The organism is Microvirga zambiensis WSM3693, from assembly GCF_016735695.1.
GTDB classification, from domain to species: Bacteria; Pseudomonadota; Alphaproteobacteria; order Rhizobiales; family Beijerinckiaceae; genus Microvirga; species Microvirga zambiensis.
Genome location: NZ_JAERQD010000032.1, coordinates 51,540 through 73,456, shown reverse-complemented (window position 1 = coordinate 73,456; position 21,917 = coordinate 51,540). Strand labels below are relative to the sequence as shown.

General features: G+C 65.4%; 20 protein-coding genes. 14 read left to right on the top strand and 6 right to left on the bottom strand.

Annotation, left to right across the window (positions count from 1 at the left end; genetic code table 11):
- Positions 1–302: 302 nt before the first annotated feature.
- The 3 genes from JKL46_RS21645 to JKL46_RS21635 all read left to right on the top strand — a co-directional run bounded on the left by JKL46_RS21645 (position 303) and on the right by JKL46_RS21635 (position 2,597).
- Complete coding sequence (locus JKL46_RS21645; protein WP_201837225.1) at positions 303–623, top strand: hypothetical protein; 321 nt, start codon at positions 303–305, stop codon at positions 621–623.
- Between the two features lie 139 nt (positions 624–762).
- The gene (gene sugE / locus JKL46_RS21640; protein WP_201837223.1) at positions 763–1,080 is read left to right on the top strand and encodes a quaternary ammonium compound efflux SMR transporter SugE; all 318 of its coding nucleotides are present in this window, start codon (positions 763–765) and stop codon (positions 1,078–1,080) included.
- A gap of 23 nt (positions 1,081–1,103) precedes the next feature.
- The gene (locus JKL46_RS21635) at positions 1,104–2,597 is read left to right on the top strand and encodes a sensor domain-containing diguanylate cyclase (RefSeq protein WP_201837221.1); all 1,494 of its coding nucleotides are present in this window, start codon (positions 1,104–1,106) and stop codon (positions 2,595–2,597) included.
- Between the two features lie 202 nt (positions 2,598–2,799).
- Here JKL46_RS21635 and JKL46_RS21630 read toward each other — a convergent pair whose 3' ends face one another.
- The 3 genes from JKL46_RS21630 to JKL46_RS21620 form a co-directional block, all read right to left on the bottom strand.
- On the bottom strand, positions 2,800–4,170 hold the full coding sequence (locus tag JKL46_RS21630) for a glutamate--cysteine ligase (protein ID WP_201837219.1): 1,371 nt from the start codon (positions 4,168–4,170) through the stop codon (positions 2,800–2,802).
- A gap of 122 nt (positions 4,171–4,292) precedes the next feature.
- Complete coding sequence (locus JKL46_RS21625) at positions 4,293–5,432, bottom strand: carboxylate-amine ligase (protein WP_201837217.1); 1,140 nt, start codon at positions 5,430–5,432, stop codon at positions 4,293–4,295.
- A gap of 174 nt (positions 5,433–5,606) precedes the next feature.
- Positions 5,607–6,353 carry a 16S rRNA (uracil(1498)-N(3))-methyltransferase gene (locus tag JKL46_RS21620; protein WP_201837216.1) on the bottom strand — a complete coding sequence of 249 codons (747 nt, stop codon included), beginning with the start codon at positions 6,351–6,353 and terminating at the stop codon, positions 5,607–5,609.
- A 209-nt stretch (positions 6,354–6,562) separates the two neighbouring features.
- Here JKL46_RS21620 and JKL46_RS21615 point away from each other — a divergent pair, with 209 nt between their 5' ends.
- The 7 genes from JKL46_RS21615 (at position 6,563) to lpxK (ending at position 12,261) form a co-directional block, all read left to right on the top strand.
- Positions 6,563–7,042, top strand: coding sequence for a hypothetical protein (locus JKL46_RS21615; protein WP_201837214.1), 480 nt, complete (start codon positions 6,563–6,565; stop codon positions 7,040–7,042).
- Positions 7,043–7,061: 19 nt separating this feature from the next.
- Positions 7,062–7,991 (top strand): 4-hydroxybenzoate octaprenyltransferase, encoded by a 930-nt coding sequence (ubiA, locus tag JKL46_RS21610; RefSeq protein WP_201837212.1) that lies wholly within the window; start codon positions 7,062–7,064, stop codon positions 7,989–7,991.
- Between the two features lie 111 nt (positions 7,992–8,102).
- Positions 8,103–8,906: an inositol monophosphatase family protein gene (locus JKL46_RS21605; protein ID WP_201837233.1), complete on the top strand. Its 804-nt coding sequence runs from the start codon at positions 8,103–8,105 to the stop codon at positions 8,904–8,906.
- Positions 8,907–8,968: 62 nt separating this feature from the next.
- Positions 8,969–9,202, top strand: coding sequence for a DUF4170 domain-containing protein (locus tag JKL46_RS21600; protein ID WP_201837210.1), 234 nt, complete (start codon positions 8,969–8,971; stop codon positions 9,200–9,202).
- A gap of 13 nt (positions 9,203–9,215) precedes the next feature.
- Positions 9,216–9,965 (top strand): lysophospholipid acyltransferase family protein, encoded by a 750-nt coding sequence (locus JKL46_RS21595; protein WP_201837208.1) that lies wholly within the window; start codon positions 9,216–9,218, stop codon positions 9,963–9,965.
- Positions 9,962–11,251, top strand: a complete 1,290-nt coding sequence (locus JKL46_RS21590; RefSeq protein ID WP_201837206.1) for a 3-deoxy-D-manno-octulosonic acid transferase — start codon at positions 9,962–9,964, stop codon at positions 11,249–11,251. The genes JKL46_RS21595 and JKL46_RS21590 overlap by 4 nt, the downstream gene beginning before the upstream one ends.
- Positions 11,251–12,261, top strand: a complete 1,011-nt coding sequence (gene lpxK, locus JKL46_RS21585) for a tetraacyldisaccharide 4'-kinase (protein WP_201837204.1) — start codon at positions 11,251–11,253, stop codon at positions 12,259–12,261. Before JKL46_RS21590 ends, lpxK begins: the two co-directional genes overlap by 1 nt.
- Before the next feature lie 6 nt (positions 12,262–12,267).
- Here lpxK and JKL46_RS21580 read toward each other — a convergent pair whose 3' ends face one another.
- Both JKL46_RS21580 and xseA read right to left on the bottom strand, forming a co-directional pair.
- Entirely contained in the window at positions 12,268–12,489 is a 222-nt protein-coding gene (locus JKL46_RS21580; protein ID WP_201837202.1) for a DUF2093 domain-containing protein, read from the bottom strand.
- Positions 12,490–12,752: 263 nt separating this feature from the next.
- Positions 12,753–14,327, bottom strand: a complete 1,575-nt coding sequence (gene xseA / locus JKL46_RS21575; protein WP_201837200.1) for an exodeoxyribonuclease VII large subunit — start codon at positions 14,325–14,327, stop codon at positions 12,753–12,755.
- Positions 14,328–14,959: 632 nt separating this feature from the next.
- Here xseA and purD point away from each other — a divergent pair.
- The 3 genes from purD to JKL46_RS21560 all read left to right on the top strand — a co-directional run bounded on the left by purD (position 14,960) and on the right by JKL46_RS21560 (position 19,063).
- On the top strand, positions 14,960–16,237 hold the full coding sequence (gene purD / locus JKL46_RS21570; protein ID WP_201837198.1) for a phosphoribosylamine--glycine ligase: 1,278 nt from the start codon (positions 14,960–14,962) through the stop codon (positions 16,235–16,237).
- A gap of 147 nt (positions 16,238–16,384) precedes the next feature.
- The gene (locus JKL46_RS21565; RefSeq protein WP_201837196.1) at positions 16,385–17,293 is read left to right on the top strand and encodes an alpha/beta hydrolase; all 909 of its coding nucleotides are present in this window, start codon (positions 16,385–16,387) and stop codon (positions 17,291–17,293) included.
- Between the two features lie 120 nt (positions 17,294–17,413).
- On the top strand, positions 17,414–19,063 hold the full coding sequence (locus tag JKL46_RS21560; protein WP_201837194.1) for a calcium-binding protein: 1,650 nt from the start codon (positions 17,414–17,416) through the stop codon (positions 19,061–19,063).
- Positions 19,064–19,072: 9 nt separating this feature from the next.
- Here the strand turns inward: JKL46_RS21560 and JKL46_RS21555 are convergent, their stop codons facing one another.
- Positions 19,073–19,501, bottom strand: a complete 429-nt coding sequence (locus JKL46_RS21555) for a nucleoside deaminase (RefSeq protein ID WP_201837192.1) — start codon at positions 19,499–19,501, stop codon at positions 19,073–19,075.
- 105 nt (positions 19,502–19,606) lie between these two features.
- On the opposite strand from JKL46_RS21555, the gene JKL46_RS21550 reads away from it, so the two are divergent.
- Positions 19,607–21,748, top strand: a complete 2,142-nt coding sequence (locus JKL46_RS21550; protein WP_246529443.1) for a pseudouridine synthase — start codon at positions 19,607–19,609, stop codon at positions 21,746–21,748.
- The last annotated feature ends 169 nt before the right edge of the window (positions 21,749–21,917 follow it).

The window sequence follows — 21,917 nt, the reverse complement described above, 5'->3', positions numbered from 1 at the left end:
CGCCAACAAAACCCTTGACCAACAAGACAGTCGCTCACCCGCGCCTCCGGCGCGACCTCTCCCTCAAGGAGAGGTGAACGCGAGCCGCATCTTGATAGGCGCCCACACTCCCACCCTTGATCCCTCCCCACAAGGGGAGGGACATCGCCGCCGAATTTCATGTGCCGGTTCACGAGCCCGTTTGCCGTGGCAGGATTCGCGTCCGCCGCTGCCAATGGTCTCAGCCTATTGATCGAACCTTGACGAAACACTGTGTCCTGCGGTCCAGTCGGGAGACGCGCAAATCAGCTTCAGGATTTTGAATGACCCGCCTCGCCTTGACCGTCGGCGCTCTCCTTATCGCCGGGCCTGCCCTCGCCCAGGGCGAGCCGGCGGGAGAAGCTCTCCAGCTGAAGGTCCGCCCGTCGGGATATGACGCTGTGGCCAACGAGGCGCAGGCGCGCCAGGAAAAGCTTCTCAAGCGCCTGGAGCAGAGCAACCACATGATGCGGTCGATCTGCATCAATTGCGGCGACAGCTGGAAGCACCAGATCTATGCTCCCTTCAATCCCCTCGCCGCCCTTGGCCGCCAGCCGGAGCGGGAGGCCGCGGCGCCGAGAGAGGCAGAGGAAATCAGTAACTAAGCTTGCGTGACAGACCTTTAGCCGCGCCTTCTTTCTGTTGAGAAGCTTTTCCGGACCCCCTATATTTAGAGGGGCGAGGACGACCTCGCACCTTCCTTGAACCGGTAGGGACGGCCCTGCCAATGACGGAGGTCCTGTCATGGCATGGACGTTGCTTGGCCTCGCTGGCCTGTTCGAGATCGGTTGGGCCATAGGCCTGAAATACACCGACGGCTTCACCCGCCCTCTCCCTTCCATTCTGACGGCCGCCAGCATGGTGATCAGCGTAGTGCTGCTCGGCCTGGCGCTGAAGACCCTCCCGGTCGGCACGGGTTACGCCGTCTGGACGGGAATCGGCACCGTCGGCACCGCTCTCCTGGGGATCTATCTCTTCAGCGAGCCGGCGACGGCGATGCGCCTCGTCTGCATCGGGCTGATCGTCTCCGGGATCCTCGGCCTCAAGTTAGCCTCGAGCTAGCTTCGGCAATTATGGTAGGGCCGATGACCACGCTTTCTCACATAGGGCCCAGATCCTCGGCACGGGGATTGAAGGCTTTCGTGGTCGTGGTCTGCCTCATCATCCTCGGCCTGGAGGGATGGCGCGACTGGGGGGAGCGGGAACAGGAGATCGGCCGGATCAGCGCCGAGGCGCTGAACCTCGCGAAATCCCTGACCCAGCACGCGCAGGACACTTTCGAGCTCGCCGATGCGCTTCTGGTCGACGTCGTCGACCGGGTAGAGACGGGCGGGATCTCCGCCAATGCCATCGCGCGGCTGGATACGTTCCTCGTGGAACGCGTCCAGTCCTTGCAGCGCATCAAATCCCTCACAGTCTACGGCGCGGACGGGACGTTGCTGAGCAGCTCCCTCCCCGGCCACCGCGGTCGGGTGAACGGGAAGGACCTGCCCTTCTTCCAGCAGCACCTCACGTCGACGAGCAGCAACTGGTTCTTCGGCCCCCTGATCCGCGACCCTCTCGGAGGCGACTGGGTCCTTAGCCTCTCGCGCCGCATCAACACGCCGGACGGCGGCTTCGACGGCGTCGTCCAGGCGAGCGTCCCGCCACGCTATTTCGCGAATTTCTTCGGGCGTTTCGATGTCGGGTCACAGGGCTCGATCTCGCTCATCCACAAGAACGGCACGATCCTGGCGCGCTCTCCGTATATCGAGCGGTCGATCGGAGCGGATATATCCGACCATCCGCAGTTCAAGGAAAGGCGCGGCCCCGGGCCTTACGAATATGTCTCTCCCATCGACGGGATCACCCGCATCGGCGGCCATCAGCGCAACCACATCTTTCCCATCGGTGTCCTGTCATCGGTCGGGCGGGACGAAGCGCTGGCGCGGTGGAACGAGGATTTCGTGTTCCGTGTGATCAGCATCGTCCTTCTCGTGGCGATCATCGGATCGCTGGGCTGGAGCCTCGCAGGCGCACTCCAACGCCGGGAGGAAGCGGAAGCCGAACTGGCGGTTCTTGCCACGACCGACGGCCTGACCGGCCTCGCCAATCGCCGGATGTTCGACAGGCAGCTCGAGATCGAATGGCTCCGGGCGGCGCGCGAGAAATCCCCCGTCTCGCTGCTGCTCGTCGATGTGGACCAGTTCAAGGCCTACAACGACATCTACGGCCACCAGGCCGGTGACGAATGCCTGCGCGTGATCGCCCGCTCACTCGCCGGAGTCGCTTGCAGGCCGCGTGATCTGGTGGCCCGTTACGGCGGTGAGGAAATCGCGGTGCTCCTGCCGGACACGAACGATGCGGGAGCCGCGGAAGTGGCCGAGAAGATCCGCGCGCAGATCGAGGCGCTCCGGATGCGGCACGAGGCCAGCATTCCCTCGCGCATCCTGACGGTCAGCATCGGCAGCGCCACCCGCATCCCGAGCCTGGACCGCTCCCGCATCGGTCCGGAACACCTCATCACATTGGCCGATGAGGCGCTCTACCGGGCGAAACAGGACGGGCGCAACCGCGTCTCGACGGCTGAGGCGGCTTGAAAGTCCACGGAGATCGTAAAGTCGCATCGCCGGGCGATGGGATCGTCGAGGTTCGTCCTACCACGTCATCACCGGCCCCGTGCCGGTGATCTCGATGAAGAAAAGCGCGGCGCCTCACATGATCAGGATGGCCGGCACGAGGCCGGCCATGACGTGAGGAGGTTGGATCAAGCGGTGGAACCACCCACGAATGTGGCGTGGATCAAAACACGCATTCCTTGAAGGCCGGCAGCACCGAGCCGTTCCAGGCGCCGTGATACAGCTCCAGCAGTCGCTCCGCCTGCGTGCGGCCAGAGGCGACGATCTCCTCCGCGTAGGTGAGATGCCGCGTCTCGTCGCGGCCTGAATCGTCGCGGTAGCCGCGGCGCTGCAGGCCGGCATGAGAGAGCGCCAGCGCATCGCGCGCGACGTCCTGCACGGAACGCCCGGCGATGTGCGCGCTCAATGCCTGCTTCGGCACGTCGGCGCGCAGCCGCTCGCGCTCCTCGGCGCTCCAGGACTTGACGAGGTCCCAGGCCCCGTCGAGCGCTGCCTCGTCATAGAGAAGCCCGGTCCAGAAGGCGGACAGAGCGACGATGTGCTCCGCATTGCCCACATCCGCGCCGCGCATCTCGAGATAGCGCTTGAGGCGCACTTCGGGGAACAGGGTGGAGACGTGGTTCGCCCAGTCGGAGCGCGTCGCGCGCTCGCCCGGCAATTGCGCGAGCTTTCCCGCGAAGAGATCGCGGAACGAGGCGCCGGCGACATCGTGATAGGTCGCATCGCGCTTGACGAAATACATCGGCACGTCGAGCGCCCAATCGACGTAACGCTCGTAGCCGAAGCCGTCCTCGAACGCGAAGGCCATCATGCCGGTGCGATCCCTGTCCGTGTCGAGCCAGATGTTCGACCGCATGGACAGGTAGCCGTTCGGCTTGCCTTCGGTGAAGGGCGAATTGGCGAAGATCGCCGTAGCAATGGGCTGAAGCGCCAGCGACACGCGCAGCTTCTTCACCATGTCGGCTTCGGACGCGTAGTCCATGTTCACCTGCACGGTCGACGTGCGGTACATCATGTCGAGACCGAGCGAGCCGACTTTCGGCATGTAGTCGGTCATGATGCGGTAGCGCGCCTTCGGCATCACCGGCGTCTCGGCCCGCGACCAGAGCGGGCTCATGCCAAGCGTGAGGAAGCCGATGCCGAGGCTCTCGCCGACCGCCTTCGCGTCGGCAAGATGCTGCGCCGTTTCGCGGGCCGTGTCATGCAGGGTAGCGAGCGGGGCACCTGACAGCTCGAACTGTCCGCCGGGCTCGAGCGAAATCGCTCCGCCGCCGGCCTCGTCCGCGAGGCCGATGGGGTGGTTGCCCTCGATGATCGGCGCCCAGCCCGTGCGCTCCTGAATGCCCTCCAGCAGGGCGCGGATTCCCCGGCCGCCGTCATAGGGAACGGGGGCGGAATCCGCCCTGTAGAAAGGAATCTTCTCGTGCTCGGTGCCGAGCCGCCATGTTCCGCGTGGCTTCTCGCCGGAGGCGATCCATTCCACGAGTTCCGACCGTGCACCGATGGGGGTCGTATCGGATACGTCCCGCGCCATGCCTCACCTCATCAAAAAAGCGCGTTCAAGGCGCGCCGACTTAAGGATCGGGACTCAATAAGGGGCTTAGCGCCAAGCTGCAATGCGGGACAACGGACGAAATCGAGGGGAGTTGGCCCCCCTCAATGACGGATCGCCGTTTCTCCCATCGTTTCCGCGCTCAGCCAGTCGACGACGCCGGCAAGCGCATCCCGGTTCGACAATCCCCGGCCGACCGCTTCGGTATAGAGCGTCAGCTGCTGGTCGGCACTGGTGCCGCGCGCCACGATCCAGCGGGCGAGATCGAGCTCGCGCTGGCAGCCGAGCACTTTTGCGTCCTCGGCCACGAGATCCAGCGTTTCCTCGAGAAGCTCGCGCACGGGCTTGGCGGTGCGGGTCTTCTCGTCGACGAAGCTGCCATGGATGCCGTAGCGCTGGGCCCGCCATCCGTTCTCGTCGTTGATGGCACGCGAAGCACCTGTCTGCCCCGCATTGAGCGAGGTATCCAGGCTCAGGCGCCGCACGAGGCAGCGATAGAGGGCGGCGATGGCGATGGTGTCGTCGAGCCGCGTGCAGCTGTCGGCGACGCGGAGCTCCAGGGTCGGGTGCTTGAGGGACGGCCGGATCACCCACCAGACATAGCTCGAGTTTTCGATGGCCCGGGCGGCCACGAGGGTGTCGATGTAGCGCTGATAATCCTGTTCGTTCTCGAACAGATCCGGGAGGCCTGTGCGCGGCAATTCACGATAGGCGGCAAGCCGGTAGCCGAGAAGCCCCGTACGCTGCGCCTGCCAGAAGGGCGAGGAGGTGGACAGGGCCAGAAGTAGCGGCAGATAGGGCTGGATGCGGTTCATGATGTCGACGCGCATGCCGAGGTCGGGCACCTCCACATGGACATGCATGCCGCACAGGACGTTGCGGCTGCCGAGCATCTGCAGGTCGTGCATCACCTTGCCATAGCGCGGCTGGGCGGTGGGGCGCACGCGCGACCAGATGGCGAGCGGATGGGTGCCCGAGGCCATGATCGAAAGGTTGAAATCGCGCGCGACGGCGCCGACCGACGAGCGCAGCGTGGCAAGCTGCGTGCGGGCTTCGGAGAATTCCACCGAAGGCTTGGTCGCGATCTCGATCTGCGGTTCGAGCATTTCGGGTTGGATATCGCCCGAAACGTTGTCCCGGCAGGCGGCAAAGAAATCTTTGATCTTCCCCTTGGCGATATCCCGTTTCGGCGCATCGTTGAGGAAGTACTCTTCCTCGATGCCGAACTTGAAGTCCCAGCTCATTTCCTTGTGTCCTCTGTTCTTATTGTAGAAATGACCTTCGCACGTGCGGATCGGCCTGCGGCGACAAGCTCCAAACTCCGCCTCAATAGGGCCAGAATGGGGCGAATCGGCACGAAACTGCTAAGCTTTTGAAGCTAGAGGCAGATCGGCTTAAGTCGTTGACGAACGGTGAGGTCAGTTCCAGTCGCCGAGCACGGATTGAACGATCGCCAAAGCGGCCACAGCGGCTGTGTCAGCTCGCAGGATTCGCGGACCCAACGATACGCAAACACATCTTTCGCGGGCGGCGACAAGCGCTCTCTCCTGATCGGTAAACCCTCCTTCGGGTCCCACGATAACGGCAAGTCTCAATCCTTTGTTCCCAAGCTTGGCCAGGGCCTCCACAGGATTGGAAACAGGCGCCTCCTCGTCGCAGAACACAACCAGGCGCTCGGGCTCCAAGTCCTTGAGAAAACGTTCCAAACTCTCCTCTTCGCGCACCTCCGGGATCGACAGGATCCCGCATTGCTCGGCCGCCTCGACGGCATTGCCTCGCATGCGCTCGAGGTTGACCCGCGAGGACTGGGTCCGGCGGGTGAGGACGGGTTGAAGAACGCCTGCTCCCATCTCCACCGCCTTCTGGACCATGTAGTCGAGGCGGGCATGCTTGAGCGGAGCGAAGGCATAGACGATGTCGGGAGCCCGGTCCTGCTCCCGGGTCCGCTCGCGGCAGACAAGATCGGCCGCCTTGCGCCCCTCGATCGACACCTCGGCGCGCCACTCGCCATCCCGGCCATTAAAGATCAGGACCGTCTCGCCGGCCTTCAGGCGCAGGACGTTAAGAAGGTAATTGGCCTGCCCCCGGTCGAGAGAGACCTTTTCGCCCTCCCGGAGAGGGGCATCGATGAACAGACGGGGGGCGTTGAAGTCGTATTCGGCCATGGCAACCTGCGCGGAATGGGGTCCCAGCCTTAACAAGTTCCCTCCCGCCGAGGGAGTGGGCCTGGTGGCTTGGTAACGTGAAATTCAGGTGCTAAATGGCATTGTTCAAAGCTAAGGCGACCATTCGCCTCTTGGCCTCGATGCCCCGCACCTGTTAACAGAACGCAGGCGCGCGAGACGTCACGAGCTTTTTCGAGGGAATTTTAGCAATGACGCATACCCGTTCGCATCTTCTGGCTGCGTTGACCGTGACCGGCCTTTTCTTCGCGACTGCCCCGGCCTTTGCGCAGGCGAGCGGCTGTCAGGAAGGGCAGAAGATCCTCCAGGAGCGGCAGAGCCTGATCCAGCAGATCAACAAGCTCACTGATGGCGGCAAGAACAAGCAGATCGACCCGCGCGCGGCCTGCACGGTCTTCAGCAAGCTCGTCACGAACGGGAGTGCTGGCGAGAAGTGGATGACCGACAACAAGGACTGGTGCCAGGTTCCCGATCAGCTGATCCAGAGCTTCGCCGCGGACCACAAGCGCTCCCAGCAGTTCAAGGGCCAGGCCTGCGGCGCCGCCGCGAAGATGGCGGAGATGGAGAAGCGCGCCAAGCAGCAGGCTCAGCAACAACAGCAGGGTGGCCCCGCCAGCAAGATGGGCGGCGGCCTGACAGGAACCTTGAGCGTTCCGAAGGGCGCCCTCTAAGAAGGATCCCCGCCTCGCCATGGAGCGTCCGGTCGCCCCTTCCCTGCCCGATTCCGTCAAGGGCCATTGGGCCGAACGATGGGCGCCGGCAGGCCTGAAGCCCTATCTGCGCCTCGCCCGCATCGAGCGGCCCATCGGCTGGTGGCTGCTCCTGATGCCATGCTGGTGGTCGGCGGCGCTGGCGGCTGTCGCAGCGGGGCTGCCCTGGCCCAACCCGGTCCATTGCCTTCTCTTCCTCATCGGCGCCGTCGCCATGCGCGGGGCGGGCTGCACCTATAACGACATCGTCGACCGGGATCTCGACACGAAGGTCGAGCGTACGCGTCAGCGCCCGCTTCCTTCGGGACAGGTCACGCTCAAAGGCGCCCTGGCCTTCCTGACGCTCCAGGGCCTCGTCGGCCTTCTGGTCCTGCTTCAGTTCAACACCTTCGCCATTGCGACCGGCTTCGCCTCGCTCGGTGTGGTCGCGCTCTATCCTTTCATGAAGCGCTTCTTCTGGATGCCGCAGATCGTGCTCGGCCTCGCCTTTGCCTGGGGCGCCCTGATGGGCTGGGCCGCCGCCTTCGGCTCGCTGAGCTGGGCCCCTGTCCTGCTCTATGCCGGCAGCATCGCCTGGGTGGTGGGCTACGACACCATCTATGCCCTGCAGGACATCGAGGACGACGAGGTCGTCGGCATCAAATCCTCCGCCCGCTTCTTCGGCGAGAATGTACGGCTCGGCGTCGGCATCTGCTATGCCCTCACCATCATCTTCATGACCGCCGCGCTGATCACTGCCGGAGCTGGCCTGCCGACCTATGCGGGCCTGAGCCTGTTTGCCCTCCACCTGGGCTGGCAGGTCGCCCGCATCGATCGAGGAGACGGCGCAGGCGCCCTGCGCCTGTTCCGCTCCAACCGGGATGCGGGGCTGATCCTGTTCGCGGCGATGGTCCTGGACTGCCTGATCTGATCCCCGGCGGCCGATGCCGTCCAAAATACCGCACCGGTAGCGCTGAAAAAGGCGGGATCAGCCTTGAGCGAGATATGGTATCTCTTCCGGATCACCCCTATCTCAGGTCCGATGCTGTCCCCCGCAACACCCTCCCTGTCGTCCCTCGCTCCGGCCGTGCGCGATGCGGCCCGCCGGGCCGGCGATCTGGCACTGCCCTATTTCCGCGCCGGCGCCCAGACGGCCGCCAAGCTCTGGTACAAGGGACAGAGCTCTCCGGTGACGGAGGCCGACATCGCTCTGGACCTTTTCCTGAAACAGCATCTCACCGAACTGCTTCCCCAGGCCGGCTGGCTTTCCGAGGAGACGGCGGACGATCCCTCGCGTCTCCAGCAGAGCCATGTCTGGATCGTCGATCCCATCGACGGCACCCGGGCCTTCGCCTCGGGCCACCCCGACTGGGCGATCTCGATTGCACTGGTCAAGGACGGTCGGCCGGTTCTCGGCGTCCTCCATGCCCCGATCCACGACCGGCTCTATGAGGCGAGAATCGGTGAAGGGGCCTGGTGCAACGGGGAGAGGATGCAGGCCTCGGCGACCGATCCCCACTCTGCGCCCAAGGTTGCCGGCCCGAAGCCGCTCGTCGACCGGCTCGAGCGTGGCGTCGGGCCGGTCGAACGCCTGCCCAAGGTGCCGTCTTTGGCGCTCAGGCTGGCCCGGGTGGCAGAGGCCTCCATCGATATCGGTCTCGTCTCTGCCAATGCCCAGGACTGGGATATCGCTGCTGCCGATCTCATGCTGCATGAGGCGGGGGCCATGCTGACCGGGTTCGACGGTTCGACCCCCATCTACAACAAGCCCGTTCCCTCGCATGGGGAGATGATTGCCGTTTCGTCACGGTTGCATCCTCGTGCTATTGGAGCCATGAGAGCCTGAACGGCGCTGGCTTCACGCAAGCCACAATCCCTACAACCCTCTTCAAGAAGAGTTCCATCACCATGACCGACACGCCTGGCAAGCAACTCCTGCATCTGGTTTTCGGCGGCGAGCTTAACAGCCTCGAATCCGTCGACTTCAAGGATCTTTCCAAGCTCGACATCGTCGGAATCTACCCGAACTATGCCGCCGCTCATGCGGCCTGGAAGGCCAAGGCGCAGGCGACGGTGGACAATGCTCAGATGCGCTACTTCGTCGTGCACCTTCATCGCCTGCTCGATCCGCAGAACGGCTGATTCCGGGATCGCGATGGATCTCGTCAAGCGCATCACCCGCTCGCGTCCGGTGCAGGAAGCTCTCGGCTTCATCGTCGCGGGCTACCTGAAGCTCGTGCAGCGCACGAACCGGTTCGTGATGGAACCGGCGGATGCCTATGACCGGATCGACATGCCCGTGATCGCCGCCATGTGGCACGGGCAGCATTTCATGATCCATTTCGCCAAGCGTCCGCAGGACCGGGCGGCGAGCCTCGTCTCGCGCTCGGGCGACGGCGAATTCAACGCCATCGCCCTGCGTCATCTCGGCGTCCGCGCCATCCGCGGCTCGGGTGCCCGCGGCCGCGATATCCGGAAGAAGGGCGGCGTCCAGGCGCTGCGCGCCATGCTCAAGGCGCTGAGCGACGGCGAGATGGTGGTGCTGACCGCCGACATTCCGAAGATCGCGCGGGTCTGCGGCCAAGGCATCGTGACGCTCGCCCAGCTGTCCGGTCGACCCATCGTGCCTGTCGCGGTGGTGACGAGCCGCCGCATCGATTTCGACAGCTGGGACAAGGCCAGCATCGGCCTGCCCTTCGGCCGCGGCGCGATGGTGCTCGGCGATCCGATTCATGTGCCGCGCGAGGCAGACGATGAGACCATGGAACGGCTTCGCAGAACGGTTGAGCGGGAGCTCGACCGGGTGCACGAGCGTGCCTACGTTCTGGTGGGATCGAAGGATCCCGGCGCCAAGGATCCCGGCATCAGGCCGCACCAGGTGCTCATGAGAGATTCCCGCGCATGAGCTTCCCGATCATTTTCAGAACCTATCGCACGCTCGTCTCCGTGATGGAGCCAGCCGTCCTCGGCCTCCTCTACTGGCGCCAGCGCAAGGGGCGCGAGGACAAGACGCGGCTCGGAGAGCGGCAGGGCCATCCGAGCCGGCAGCGTCCGAAGGGCCATCTGATCTGGGTCCATGGCGCCAGCATCGGCGAGACGCTCTCGCTCCTGCCGGTCGTCGAACGCATGACCCAGCGGGGCCTTGCGGTTCTGGTCACCTCGGGCACCCGAACCTCTGCATCCCTGATCGCCCGGCGCCTTCCGCCGGGGGCCGTGCACCAGTTTGTCCCGCTGGACGTGCCACGTTATATAAGGCGCTTCCTCGATCACTGGCAGCCGGACGTGGCTCTTATCGCTGAATCGGAAATCTGGCCCAACACGATCATGGCGCTGAGCGAGCGGGACATTCCCCTCGTGATGGTCAACGGGCGCATGTCGGACCGCTCCTACCAGCGCTGGCAGAAGATGCCCCGCATCATCAAGGGCCTGCTCGAACGCTTCGCCCTGTGCCTCGCGCAGACCTCCGAGGACGCGGCCCGGCTCGCCCGGCTCGGCGCCCCCCGTGTCATCGTGACCGGCAACATCAAGTTCGACGCGGCGCCGCCCCCGGCCGATCCGCGGGTCGTGGCCCAGCTCTCCGGCCTGATCGCCGGACGCCCGGTCTGGCTTGCGGCCAGCACCCATCCCGGCGAGGAAAGCGCCATCGTCGCCGTGCATCGCGCCCTGGCGAAGCGCCATCCGAATCTGCTCACCATCATCGCGCCCCGGCATCCCCATCGCGGGCCGGAAGTGGCGGCCATCGCGGGCCAGGCGGGCCTACGGTCGGGCCGGCGCTCGGAGGGCATTCACCCCGACCGTGCAACCGACGTCTATGTGGTCGATACCGTGGGCGAGATGGGCCTTTTCTACCGGCTTTCGCCCATCGTGCTGATGGGCGGCACGCTGGTTCCGATCGGCGGGCACAATCCCATCGAGCCGGCGAAGCTCGGCGCGGCCATCCTGCACGGTCCCCATGTCCACACCGCGACAGAGATCTACGAGGCTCTCGACCGGGCCCGTGGCGCCGCGATGGTGAAGGACAGCGCCACCCTCGCACGCGCCGTGAGCGAGATGCTGACCAACGCGGCGCTCACCCGCGACATGGCCCGCGCCGCCGGCGAGGCGGTGCAGACCCTCGGGGGCGCCGTGGATCGCACCATGCAATCGGTCGAACCGTTCATCGTCCAAGCCAAGCTGGGGGCGCGCCGCTGATGCGCGCGCCACGCTTCTGGTGGCAATCCTCTCCCTCGCTGCAGGCTCATCTGCTGCGCCCGGCCGGCCTCCTCTACACCTCCATCGCCGCGCAAAGGATGCGGCGGCGCGGCGAGAAGGCGGATCTTCCCGTCATCTGCATCGGGAACTTCACCGTGGGCGGAGCCGGCAAGACGCCCACCGCACTTTTCGTCGCGAAGATGCTCGATGCGGCGGGCGAGAGCCCGGCCTTTCTGTCCCGCGGCTATGGCGGGCGCCTGCGCGGACCGGTCCAGGTGCGGCTCAAGCACACCGCCTCCGATGTGGGCGACGAGCCGATCCTTCTCTCCAAGACGGCGCGGACCATCATCTCCCGCGACCGGCCGGCCGGCGCCCGGCTCTCCTACGAGATGGGCGCGACCGTCGTCATCATGGATGACGGGCTTCAGAACCCTTCCCTGGTCAAGGATTGCGCCATCGCCGTCGTGGACGGCGCCACCGGCATCGGCAACGGCCTGCCTCTGCCTGCCGGCCCATTACGCGCGCCGATGGAGGCGCAGTGGCCGGCCGTCGACGCGGTTATGGTGATCGGAGACGGCAGGCCCGGTCAGGACATCGCCAAGGAAGCCGAGCGGCGCGGCAAGCGCGTTTTCAGGGCGCGGCTCGCACCAACCGATACGGCACGGACATTGGAAGACCGGAAGGTTCTGGCCTTTGCAGGGATAGGACGGCCCGAGAAATTCTTCGAGACCGTGAGAGCATGCGGCGCCATCGTCGAGATTGCGCGGCCCTTCCCCGACCACCACCCCTATACCGCATCCGAACTAGCCGCCCTGCGGCAGGAGTCCGAGATGCGTGGCCTCCTGGCGATCACCACGGAAAAGGATTTTGCGCGGATCGCCGCCGTGACGGACGCTGAGCCCTGGCCGAGCCTGACGGTGCTGCCGGTGCGGCTGCAGATCGAGAACGAGACCGGGTTTCGCAACCTGATCCTGCGCCGCATCAACGAGCGGCGGCTGCGGGTCGCCTGACCTCTTCTATGAGCGCGCCGGGAGGATTCCGCCGATGCGCATCATGACCGCCTCGGGTGAGGCATAGGCCTCCTGCCGCTCGACGCTCCAGTATTTCAGCTCGTCGAGGGGAATCTCGACGCCCGTGACCGCGCAGCGCACATAGGATCCCGGCTTCAGGACCCGAAGGTTGCTGTCGAGATATTGCACGACGGCCTCGCCGCCGCTGCGTTCGATCTTGTTCAACATGGGCGACATCGAAAGGAATGCGTTGCTCTATCTCTCACATAAGGGAGATGGGCGACAATTTCCAACAGCGTTCGGTCGTGGCTTTAAGTTTGGCCCCGCCCCGTTATTCCGGGGCGCCGTAGGCGAACCTGGAATCCATAACGACGGCGGCCCAAGAAGGGGCGAGCAGCGTGGTGCCTCTTTCTGCAAAGGTGGCGGCTATGGGTTCCGGGTTCGACCTATGGTCGCCCGGAATGACAGGGCAGTGGCAAACTGAGCACTGCCTAGAAAAGCGCTCCCTGATCCTCCACCGCCGCCAGCTTCTTCGCGACCGGCCGCGGCCGTGTCCCGATCCGCCCGCCGGTGGCATCGGCCTTGCCGTCGGCGAATTCGAGCACGAGAGCCTGGCCGTCCAGGACGGCATCGGCCGAGTTCAACGGCTGCCCGTCCGCATCACGGACGAGAGCAAAGCCACGCTTGAGCACCGACTTGTAGTTCAGGCTGTCGAAGAGCTTCGACACGGCGTCGAGACGATCGGCCTTGCGTGCGATCTGGCCCTGCAGCGCCGGGCCAAGGCGCTCGGCAACCCGCCGGGTGAGCTCGTGTCCTTGAGCAAGCCGCGTTCGCTCGGCCCGCAGCAACGTCTCGCGGGACACCACGAGACGGCGTCCGATCTGCTTCAGGCTCTCCTCGCGCAGCAGGATGGAGCGGCAGACGGCGTTGTAGGGGCGCGGACCGACCGCATCGAGCCTTGCGCGCATGCGGGCGACATTGGCCACAGGCGACACATGGGCGAGCTGGCGCGCCACCTTCAGAAGCCGCTCCTCGTGACCGCGGGCGTTGCGGGCGAGCGCGGGATAGAGGCGCGCAGCCGCGAGATCGAGGCGCTGGCGCTTGGGCGAGATCAGCGCCTCGGGGCTCGGCAGGGCGCGGGCGGTCGCGCGGAGGTCCGAGCGGCGGCGCTCCACAAAACGAAGAGCTGCCTCGACATGGCGCCGCGACAGGTCGTTGACGACGCCCATGAGCTCGACCCGCACCGGCACCACCATCTCGGCGGCGCCCGTCGGCGTCGGTGCGCGCATGTCGGCGGCAAAGTCGATGAGCGTCGTGTCGGTCTCGTGGCCCACCGCCGAGACGAGCGGGATCGCGCTCTCGGCGGCGGCGCGCACCACGATTTCCTCGTTGAAGCCCCACAGATCCTCGATGGAGCCGCCGCCGCGGGCGACGATGAGCACGTCCGGGCGCGGAATCGAGCCACCGGGCTCGAGCGCGTTGAAGCCGCGGATGGCGGCGGCGACCTCCGCCGCGCTGGTCTCGCCCTGCACGCGCACCGGCCAGACCAGCACCCGGCGCGGAAAGCGGTCCTCGAGCCTGTGGAGGATGTCGCGGATGACCGCGCCGGTCGGCGAAGTAACCACGCCGACCACCTGCGGCAGGTACGGCAGGGGCCGCTTGCGCTCGGCGGCGAAAAGCCCTTCCGCCTGAAGTTTGCGGCGGCGCTCCTCCAAGAGGGCCATGAGCGCGCCGATGCCGGCGGGCTCCAGGGTCTCGACGATGATCTGGTACTTGGACGAGCCCGGGAAGGTGCTGATGCGGCCGGTGGCGATGACCTCCATCCCCTCCTCGGGGCGGATCCTGAGCTTGGCGAAGGAGCCCTTCCAGATCACCGCATCGATGCGGGCATTCTGGTCCTTCAGGCAGAAATAGGCATGGCCCGACGAATGCGGCCCGCGATAGCCCGACACCTCGCCCCGCAGGCGCACATGGCCGAACGCATCCTCCAGGGTGCGCTTGAGGGCGCCCGCGAGATCGGAGACCGACCATTCCTGGGCATTCGAGGGGGCTTTTTGAGCGAACATTCGGGCAACCTAATCCGCCCGCCCCGAGCCTGCCAAGGGCGGTGGTGCAACAGGCCGTTCACAATGGCAAGCTATCCCCTATGCATTTCGCCGCGCCGGTCGGCAGTCCGGCCCCGAGCCCTCATCCTGAGAGGCTGGCTCATAAATGGATCAGAGCGCGACCGAAGCTTACCTCTCCCCGGTGGGGAGAGGTCGAGCGCAGCGAGGGTGAGGGGGCACAGGTTTATCCGGAGAAGGCGTGACCCCTCACCCGCGCCTCCGGCGCGACCTCTCCCTCAAGGAGAGGTGAGCCCGCGCCATGCCTTCTCAGGCTATCGATCACACCCCACCCCGACCCTCCCCATAAGGGGAAGGGAGAACGCGCCGGCATTCCGTGGCGATCCGCCAAAAAAATTATGAGCCAGCCTCTGAGGAGCGAAGCGTCTCGAAGGACGAGGGCGTCTCCAGTGCTCTCTGGAACCTCCTTCGAGACGCCACTGCGTGGCTCCTCAGGATGAGGACAGAGATTGATGAGCCAGCCTCGACGGATGAGACGAGAGATTAAGCCAGACTTTCAGGAGCCGTGCAGTTTCCGGGTAGGCGAAGGGAGCCGGAATCGTTAAGAGCGCAGGCGTCATCACGGAGGCTTTGCCATGAACATTCTTCTCATCGGGTCCGGCGGACGGGAACATGCTCTGGCTCGCAGCCTCTCCGCGAGCGCGCTCTGCGACAAGCTTCTCATTGCTCCCGGCAATCCGGGCACGGCACAGCACGGCACCAATGTGGTGCTCGACGTGACCGATCATAAAGCCGTGATCGATTTATGCCGGGTGATGAAGGTCGATTTCGTGGTGGTCGGGCCGGAAGCCCCTCTCGTCGCAGGCCTCGTCGATGATCTCACGGCCGCCGGCATCAAGGCCTTCGGGCCAAGCAAGGCCGCAGCCCAGCTCGAAGGCTCGAAGGCCTTCACCAAGGATCTTTGCGCCGAGTTCGACATTCCCACCGCCGCCTATCGCCGCTTCACCGATGCGGAAGCGGCGAAGACCTATCTGCGCAATTACGGCGTGCCGATCGTCGTGAAGGCCGACGGTCTAGCCGCCGGCAAAGGCGTGGTGGTCGCCACCTCCTTCGAGGATGCGGAGGCTGCTATCGACATGATGATCGGCGGCGGCCTCGGTGCTGCCGGAGCCGAGGTTGTGATCGAGGCTTTTCTCGAAGGCGAGGAAGCAAGCTTCTTTGCGCTCTGCGACGGCACGCACGCGATTCCCTTCGGTACGGCGCAGGATCACAAGCGCGTCTTCGATGGCGACGAAGGCCCGAACACGGGCGGCATGGGCGCCTATTCGCCCGCGGCCGTCATGACGCCGGAGCTCCAGGCCCGCGCCATGCGCGAGATCATCGAGCCGACGCTCGCCGGCATGCGCGCACGCGGCACGCCCTATACCGGCATTCTCTATGCGGGCCTGATGCTCACGAAGGACGGGCCGCAGCTCATCGAATACAATGCCCGCCTCGGCGATCCGGAAACGCAGGTGCTGCTGCCGCGCCTGAAATCCGATCTCGTCACCGCTCTGCTCGCCGCCTGCGACGGCGTTCTCGACAGCATCTCCCTGCAATGGTCGGACGCGGCGGCGCTCACCGTTGTCATGGCCGCGAAAGGCTATCCCGGCACGGTCGAGAAGGGGTCGGCGATCAAGGACATCGACAAGGCGGAGGCGATGACCGACGTCATCGTCTTCCATGCCGGCACGAAGCAGGACGGCGACCGCATTCTGGCCAATGGCGGCCGCGTGCTCAACGTCACGGCGCTCGGACATACGATCTCGGACGCGCAGAGCAAGGCTTACAAAGCTGTCGACGCGATCGATTGGCCGGATGGCTTCTGCCGTCGGGATATCGGCTGGCGCGCGGTGGAGCGCGAGCGGTCTTAGGCACTCTACGTCAAGAGAATGATGACGTTGCGGCAGTGTACTATTTTCCGTTGTACTCTCTTTTTTCCCAATCCCTGCGTTTCACTTCTGCTGCAAGGGCGCTAACATTCTAGTAACGTTCCTTTTGCAACCTGTGAGCGGCTCTTCATGAGTGACGATCTCTTTCCCGGTTTCGAAAGCCACTGGATCGACACGGAAGTCGGCCGCGTCTTCGCCCGCTCGAAGGGAACCGGCAAGCCTCTCGTTCTCCTGCATGGTTTTCCGCAGACCCATGTCATGTGGCACAACCTTGCGCTGACGCTCGCCGAAACCTATCGCGTCGTCTGCATGGATCTGCGCGGCTATGGCTGGTCTTCCGCGCCGAAGGGCGATGCCAAGCACGAGACCTATTCCAAACGCGCCATGGGCCGCGACGTGATCCAGGTCATGGAAGCGCTCGGCCATGTGCATTTCGCCGTCGTCGGGCATGATCGCGGCGCGCGCGTGGGCTACCGGCTCGCGCTCGACCATCCCGGCCGCGTCGAGCGCCTCGCCCTGCTCGACATCCTGCCGACCTATCACGTGTGGGGGCAGATGCGGGCGGGGACGATCCCCGAGGTCCATTGGGGCTACCTGTCCCAACCCTATCCCAAGCCGGAAGAGGAGATCGGGCGCGATCCGATTCCCTATTTCGAAGGGCTGATGCGGCAATGGTCCGCTGCCGGCGATCTCAGCGCCTTCGACCACCGCGCCCTCGAAGCCTATTGGCAGAGTTGCAACGAGCCTACGCGCATCCATGCCTTCTGCGAGGATTACCGCGCCGGTGCGACCCGGGACATCGAGGCCGACGAGGCGGACCTCGCCGCGGGCAAGACGATCTCCTGTCCAACCTACCTGATCTGGAGCGACTATTACCTCGTCAGCGGCCCCGTGGGGGACCGCAAGCAGCCCCTCGAAATCTGGCACCAGAGCTTCGCCCCTAAGGCGCATGGGACCGGCATCACATCGGGCCATTTCGTGGCCGAGGAGAACCCGAGCGCGACGCTCGAGGCGCTGAAGGGGTTTTTGCGAGGCTGACACACGCCCGAACGAACCGCCCCAAAGGTCATTACTCCTCGGGGCCGCGCTTGTTCTACCGGAACGGACGATGTATGAAACTTGATTACGTTTCATAGATTGTCGCAAAGGGGCGCGGCGATGGCGTCTACAGTTCCGAGCACCGTGAATTTCCAGGGATTTGGTTCGAGCAGCCACGTAACCCGTTACGGCGACGGCAGCTTCATTGCCGTCTGGACGAGCTTCGACGCCCAAGGCAGCGCTTATGTGTATGGCAAGGTTTTCGGGGCCAACGGTGCCGTCAAGAAGGACACGTTCCTGATCGATTCGGCCCCTGCTACCTCAAGCACGTCGTATATTGACGTAACCGCCGCTGCCCTCAACGACGGACGGACCGTAATCGCCTGGACGGCGAGCAGCGGGGCGGGGCAGAGAATTGTCGGGAAGGTACTGGATTCTTCCTATGCTCCTGCCTCTGCACTCCTTGAGATAGGCGATGGAGGAATTGCCACCGGGCAGGGAACAGCCAAAGCGTACGCGCTTCAGAACGGCGGATTTGCCGTCGTCTACAAGGGTAACTATACCGGTGAAGATCCGGGTCCTTCCCTTTTGAGTTCCGTTTTCATCGAGCGGCAGAACGGATGGATCCGCAACGAGAGCGAAGCCATACTCAGTGTGGAATCTCCCGGACTTAACGCCGAGCAAGTAGCCGTTCTGCGGAACGGCGTTTATGCGTTTACTCTTCCCTCTTCGGATGCGGGACAGCTGCATTTATTCACCGGCGTATACAGTTCCGGCGGGACACCCTCATTCCTTTCGCTCGACAGTTTCCCAACCAATGTTGCCGCCATCCATTCGACCGTCACACCCATCAGCAACAACAGATTCATCGTTGCATGGCAGGACGGCAACGTGATCCGCGCCCAGATCGTGTCCGGCACCGCCACCCTTGAAGGTTCACCTGTCAGTGTCACCCTTCCGGCAGGGACGCTCGTCGAGGCGCCTGTGGTCAGCGAGCTCGAGAAAGGGGGCTTCGCGATCGCGTTCAAAGTCGACGTCGGAAATAGCGACGACAATGTCTACACGGCCGCTTTCGCGGCCAACGGATCGGTCATTGCCGGTGTCACCCATGTCGGCACCACCACCACGGGCGATCAATGGGCACCCGCCATCACCGCGCTTAAGGACAGCACCTACGCCGTGACGTGGATGAGTGACACGGCCACCGGCCCGCAATTCTTCGTCGAGGTGATCGGCTCCACCAGCGTATCGCCGCCACCCCCTCCTCCACCTCCTCCTGGCACCACCTGGACCGGCACCAACGGCAACGATACGCGCATCGGCACCGATCTGTCCGAGATCTTCAAGGGCCTCGGCGGCAAGGACACTATCGACGGCGGAGCTGGCGACGATACGATCTGGGGCGGAGCGGGCAACGACACCCTGAAGGGCAGTGCCGGGCGCGACCTGTTCGTGTTCGACACCAAGCCGAACAAGAGCTCGAACAAGGACAAGATCGTCGACTTCAGCGTGAAGGACGATACGATCTGGCTCGACAACAAGATCTTCACCAAGCTCGGCAAGGCCGGATCGGAAACGAAGCCCGCTCAGCTGAAGAAGGGCTATTTTGCTCTCGACAAGGCCAAGGACAAGGACGACTACATCGTCTACGACAAGAAGAAGGGCGTGCTCTATTACGACGCCGACGGCTCGGGCAAGGGCAAGGCGGTGGAGATCGCGACCCTCTCCAAGAAACTCGCCATGACCTACAAGGACTTCTTCGTCATCTAAGCCGGCGCTCTACCGCCGCCCCTCGAAAAACGCCCGCAGCAAAGCCGCCGCCTCGCCTTCCCGGAGGCCGCCATAGACCTCCGGGGCGTGGTGGCAGGTGGGCTGGTCGAAGAAGCGGACGCCGCTGTCCACCGCCCCGCCCTTCGGGTCGTAGGCCGCGTAATACACGCGCCGGATGCGAGCGAAGGAGATTGCTGCGGCACACATGGTGCAGGGCTCCAGCGTCACGTAGAGATCGCAGCCGGCGAGCCGCTCGTCGTCGAGCGCCTCGCAGGCCTGACGGATGGCGAGCATCTCGGCATGGGCGGAGGGGTCGCGCAGCTCCCGCGGGCGGTTGCCGGCGGAGGCGACGAGGCGCCCGTCCCTGACGATGGCGGCTCCCACCGGCACCTCCCCGCGCGCGGCAGCGGCGCGGGCCTCGTCGAAGGCCACGCTCATAGGGTCCTTGCCTGGAGGATCGAATGGGTTTGAACCGGCGTTATCCGTCAAGCGCACATTCCTTTGGCCCTCGCTTCTCCAACACTCCTCTGCTATCAGGCTCCCATGACCGACAGCAACGACGATAATCGCAGGGGCCGTCCTCCGGGACGCTCCGACCGCGGCCGCACCTCCGGTGACCGGCCCTTCCGCAAATCCCGCGAGGGCGGCGAACGCCCCTTCCGCGCTCGGGGCGACGATGACCGCCCGCGCAAGCCCCGCGAAGGTGGAGACAAGCCTTTCCGCAGCCGTGACGGCGACAAGCCATTCCGCCCGCGCGGGGAAGGCGGCGAACGCCCCTTCCGCAGCCGCGACGGCGACGAGCGCCCCCGCCGCTCCGAAGGCAGCGACAAGAAGCCGTTCCGTGCCCGTGGTGGTGAGGGCGGCGACAAGAAACCGTGGGCTCGCAGCGAAGGCGGCGACAAGCCGTTCCGCGCCCGCAGCACCGGAGACAAGCCCTTCCGTCCTCGCCGCGATGAGGGCGACCGCCCCTTCCGCGCCCGGGGCGGAGAGGATCGTCCGCGCCGCTTCGACCGTGACGGCGAGAAGCCCCACCGCGCCCGCGAGGAGCGCCTCGCCGCGCCCGTCGAACCGCAGGAGCCGGTCGAGGATCGCATCGCCAAGGTGATCGCCCGCGCCGGCATCGCCTCCCGCCGCGATGCGGAGGCGATGATCGCGGAAGGCCGCGTGACCCTCAACGGCCAGGTTCTGGAAAGCCCCGCCGTCAATGTGACGGCTGCCGACAAGATCACCGTCGACGGCGAGCCGCTGCCCGCCAAGGAGCGCACGCGCCTCTGGCTCTACCACAAGCCGCGCGGCCTCGTGACCACGGCCCGCGACCCGGAAGGCCGCCCCACGGTCTTCGACAATCTGCCCGAAGACCTGCCCCGGGTAGTGGCGGTGGGCCGGCTCGACATCAACACCGAGGGGCTGCTGCTGCTCACCAATGACGGCGGCCTCGCCCGCGTCATTGCCCATCCCGATACCGGCTGGCTGCGCCGCTACAAGGTGCGCGCGCATGGCGAGATCAATCAGGCCGATCTCGACAGGTTGCGTGACGGCATCACCATCGACGGCATCGATTACGGTCCGATCGAGGCCCGCCTCGACCGCATTCAGGGCGACAATGCCTGGATCACGATGGGTTTGCGCGAGGGCAAGAACCGCGAGATCAAGCGCATCCTCGAGCATATGGGCGTTCAGGTGAACCGCCTGATCCGCATGTCCTTCGGCCCGTTCCAGCTCGGCGATCTCGAAGACGGACTCGTCGAGGAGGTGCGCACGAAGGTGCTGAGGGATCAGCTCGGCGAGGCCCTTGCCATCGAAGCGGGAGTCGATTTCGAAAGCCCGGTGCGCGAGCCCATCGCGCCCTTCGGCTCCACGAAGAAAAGCGATCGGCAGGATCGAGACGAGCGCCCTTCGCGCTCCGGTCGCGACCGTGACGACGAGCGTCCGCGCCGCCGTCGCGACGATGACGAGCGGCCGTTCCGCGCCCGTGACGGCGAACGTCGCGGCCGCGACGAGGAGGAGCCCGCAAAGCGTCCCTCGCGCCTCGATCCGAAGCGAAGCGTTTGGCGCGCCGGCGAGACCGACGAGGATGCACCACGCAAAAGGATGCCGCGCCGCGGCGCCGATCCGCGCGAGGCTCGCGCCGCTGCAGGCGAGCGCCAGCGCGAACGCGTCGGCGCCATTGCATCGGCGGAGGGCCGTAAGGTCGTGGTGGAGCGTCTCGTGCGCCAGCCGCAGGAAGAGGAAGCGCCTGCTCCGCGCAAGGGGCGTGGCGAAGATCGCCCACGCCGCCGAGACGACCGCGATGCAGCTCCGGCCCGCCGCGAGCGCGATGGCGGAGCCCGCCCGCGTCGTGACGATGACAGACCGCGCCGCCCGGCCGGCGACCGACCTTTCCGCGCACGCTCCGAGGGAGGCGAGGATCGTCCGCGCAAGCCTCAAGGCGAGCGTCCCTTCCGCTCCCGCGAGGGAGGCGACGACCGTCCGCGCAAGCCTCAGGGTGAGCGCCCCTTCCGTGCCCGTGGCGACGACGACAGGCCTCGTCGTGGACCTCCGCGCGGCGACGGACCCTCGCGTGGCGGGCCAAGAGGCGGTGCCGGCGGCGGGTTCAAGAGCGGCCCGAGGGGTGCTTCCAAAGGCGGGGCCTCGAAGGGCGGCTTCAAAGGCGGTTCCAAGGGCGGCCCGCGCGGCCGCCGCTGAAGCTAAGAAAATACCAACCTCGTCCTGAGGAGCCGGTAGAACATTCACCTGCACGTCATCACCGGCCTCGTGCCGGTGATCTCGATTAAGAAAAGCGCGGCGTCTCACATGATCGGGATGGCCGGGACTGATCCCCGGATCAAGTCCGGGGACGGCTATGACATCGAGA

Bases quoted from the DNA above. Each gene is read 5' to 3' on its own strand.
- JKL46_RS21645 (WP_201837225.1), top strand. From the start codon at position 303: ATGACCCGCCTCGCCTTGACCGTCGGCGCTCTCCTTATCGCCGGGCCT.
- sugE (WP_201837223.1), top strand. From the start codon at position 763: ATGGCATGGACGTTGCTTGGCCTCGCTGGCCTGTTCGAGATCGGTTGG.
- JKL46_RS21635 (WP_201837221.1), top strand. From the start codon at position 1,104: ATGACCACGCTTTCTCACATAGGGCCCAGATCCTCGGCACGGGGATTG.
- JKL46_RS21630 (WP_201837219.1), bottom strand. From the start codon at position 4,170: ATGGCGCGGGACGTATCCGATACGACCCCCATCGGTGCACGGTCGGAA.
- JKL46_RS21625 (WP_201837217.1), bottom strand. From the start codon at position 5,432: ATGAGCTGGGACTTCAAGTTCGGCATCGAGGAAGAGTACTTCCTCAAC.
- JKL46_RS21620 (WP_201837216.1), bottom strand. From the start codon at position 6,353: ATGGCCGAATACGACTTCAACGCCCCCCGTCTGTTCATCGATGCCCCT.
- JKL46_RS21615 (WP_201837214.1), top strand. From the start codon at position 6,563: ATGACGCATACCCGTTCGCATCTTCTGGCTGCGTTGACCGTGACCGGC.
- ubiA (WP_201837212.1), top strand. From the start codon at position 7,062: ATGGAGCGTCCGGTCGCCCCTTCCCTGCCCGATTCCGTCAAGGGCCAT.
- JKL46_RS21605 (WP_201837233.1), top strand. From the start codon at position 8,103: ATGCTGTCCCCCGCAACACCCTCCCTGTCGTCCCTCGCTCCGGCCGTG.
- JKL46_RS21600 (WP_201837210.1), top strand. From the start codon at position 8,969: ATGACCGACACGCCTGGCAAGCAACTCCTGCATCTGGTTTTCGGCGGC.
- JKL46_RS21595 (WP_201837208.1), top strand. From the start codon at position 9,216: ATGGATCTCGTCAAGCGCATCACCCGCTCGCGTCCGGTGCAGGAAGCT.
- JKL46_RS21590 (WP_201837206.1), top strand. From the start codon at position 9,962: ATGAGCTTCCCGATCATTTTCAGAACCTATCGCACGCTCGTCTCCGTG.
- lpxK (WP_201837204.1), top strand. From the start codon at position 11,251: ATGCGCGCGCCACGCTTCTGGTGGCAATCCTCTCCCTCGCTGCAGGCT.
- JKL46_RS21580 (WP_201837202.1), bottom strand. From the start codon at position 12,489: ATGTTGAACAAGATCGAACGCAGCGGCGGCGAGGCCGTCGTGCAATAT.
- xseA (WP_201837200.1), bottom strand. From the start codon at position 14,327: ATGTTCGCTCAAAAAGCCCCCTCGAATGCCCAGGAATGGTCGGTCTCC.
- purD (WP_201837198.1), top strand. From the start codon at position 14,960: ATGAACATTCTTCTCATCGGGTCCGGCGGACGGGAACATGCTCTGGCT.
- JKL46_RS21565 (WP_201837196.1), top strand. From the start codon at position 16,385: ATGAGTGACGATCTCTTTCCCGGTTTCGAAAGCCACTGGATCGACACG.
- JKL46_RS21560 (WP_201837194.1), top strand. From the start codon at position 17,414: ATGGCGTCTACAGTTCCGAGCACCGTGAATTTCCAGGGATTTGGTTCG.
- JKL46_RS21555 (WP_201837192.1), bottom strand. From the start codon at position 19,501: ATGAGCGTGGCCTTCGACGAGGCCCGCGCCGCTGCCGCGCGCGGGGAG.
- JKL46_RS21550 (WP_246529443.1), top strand. From the start codon at position 19,607: ATGACCGACAGCAACGACGATAATCGCAGGGGCCGTCCTCCGGGACGC.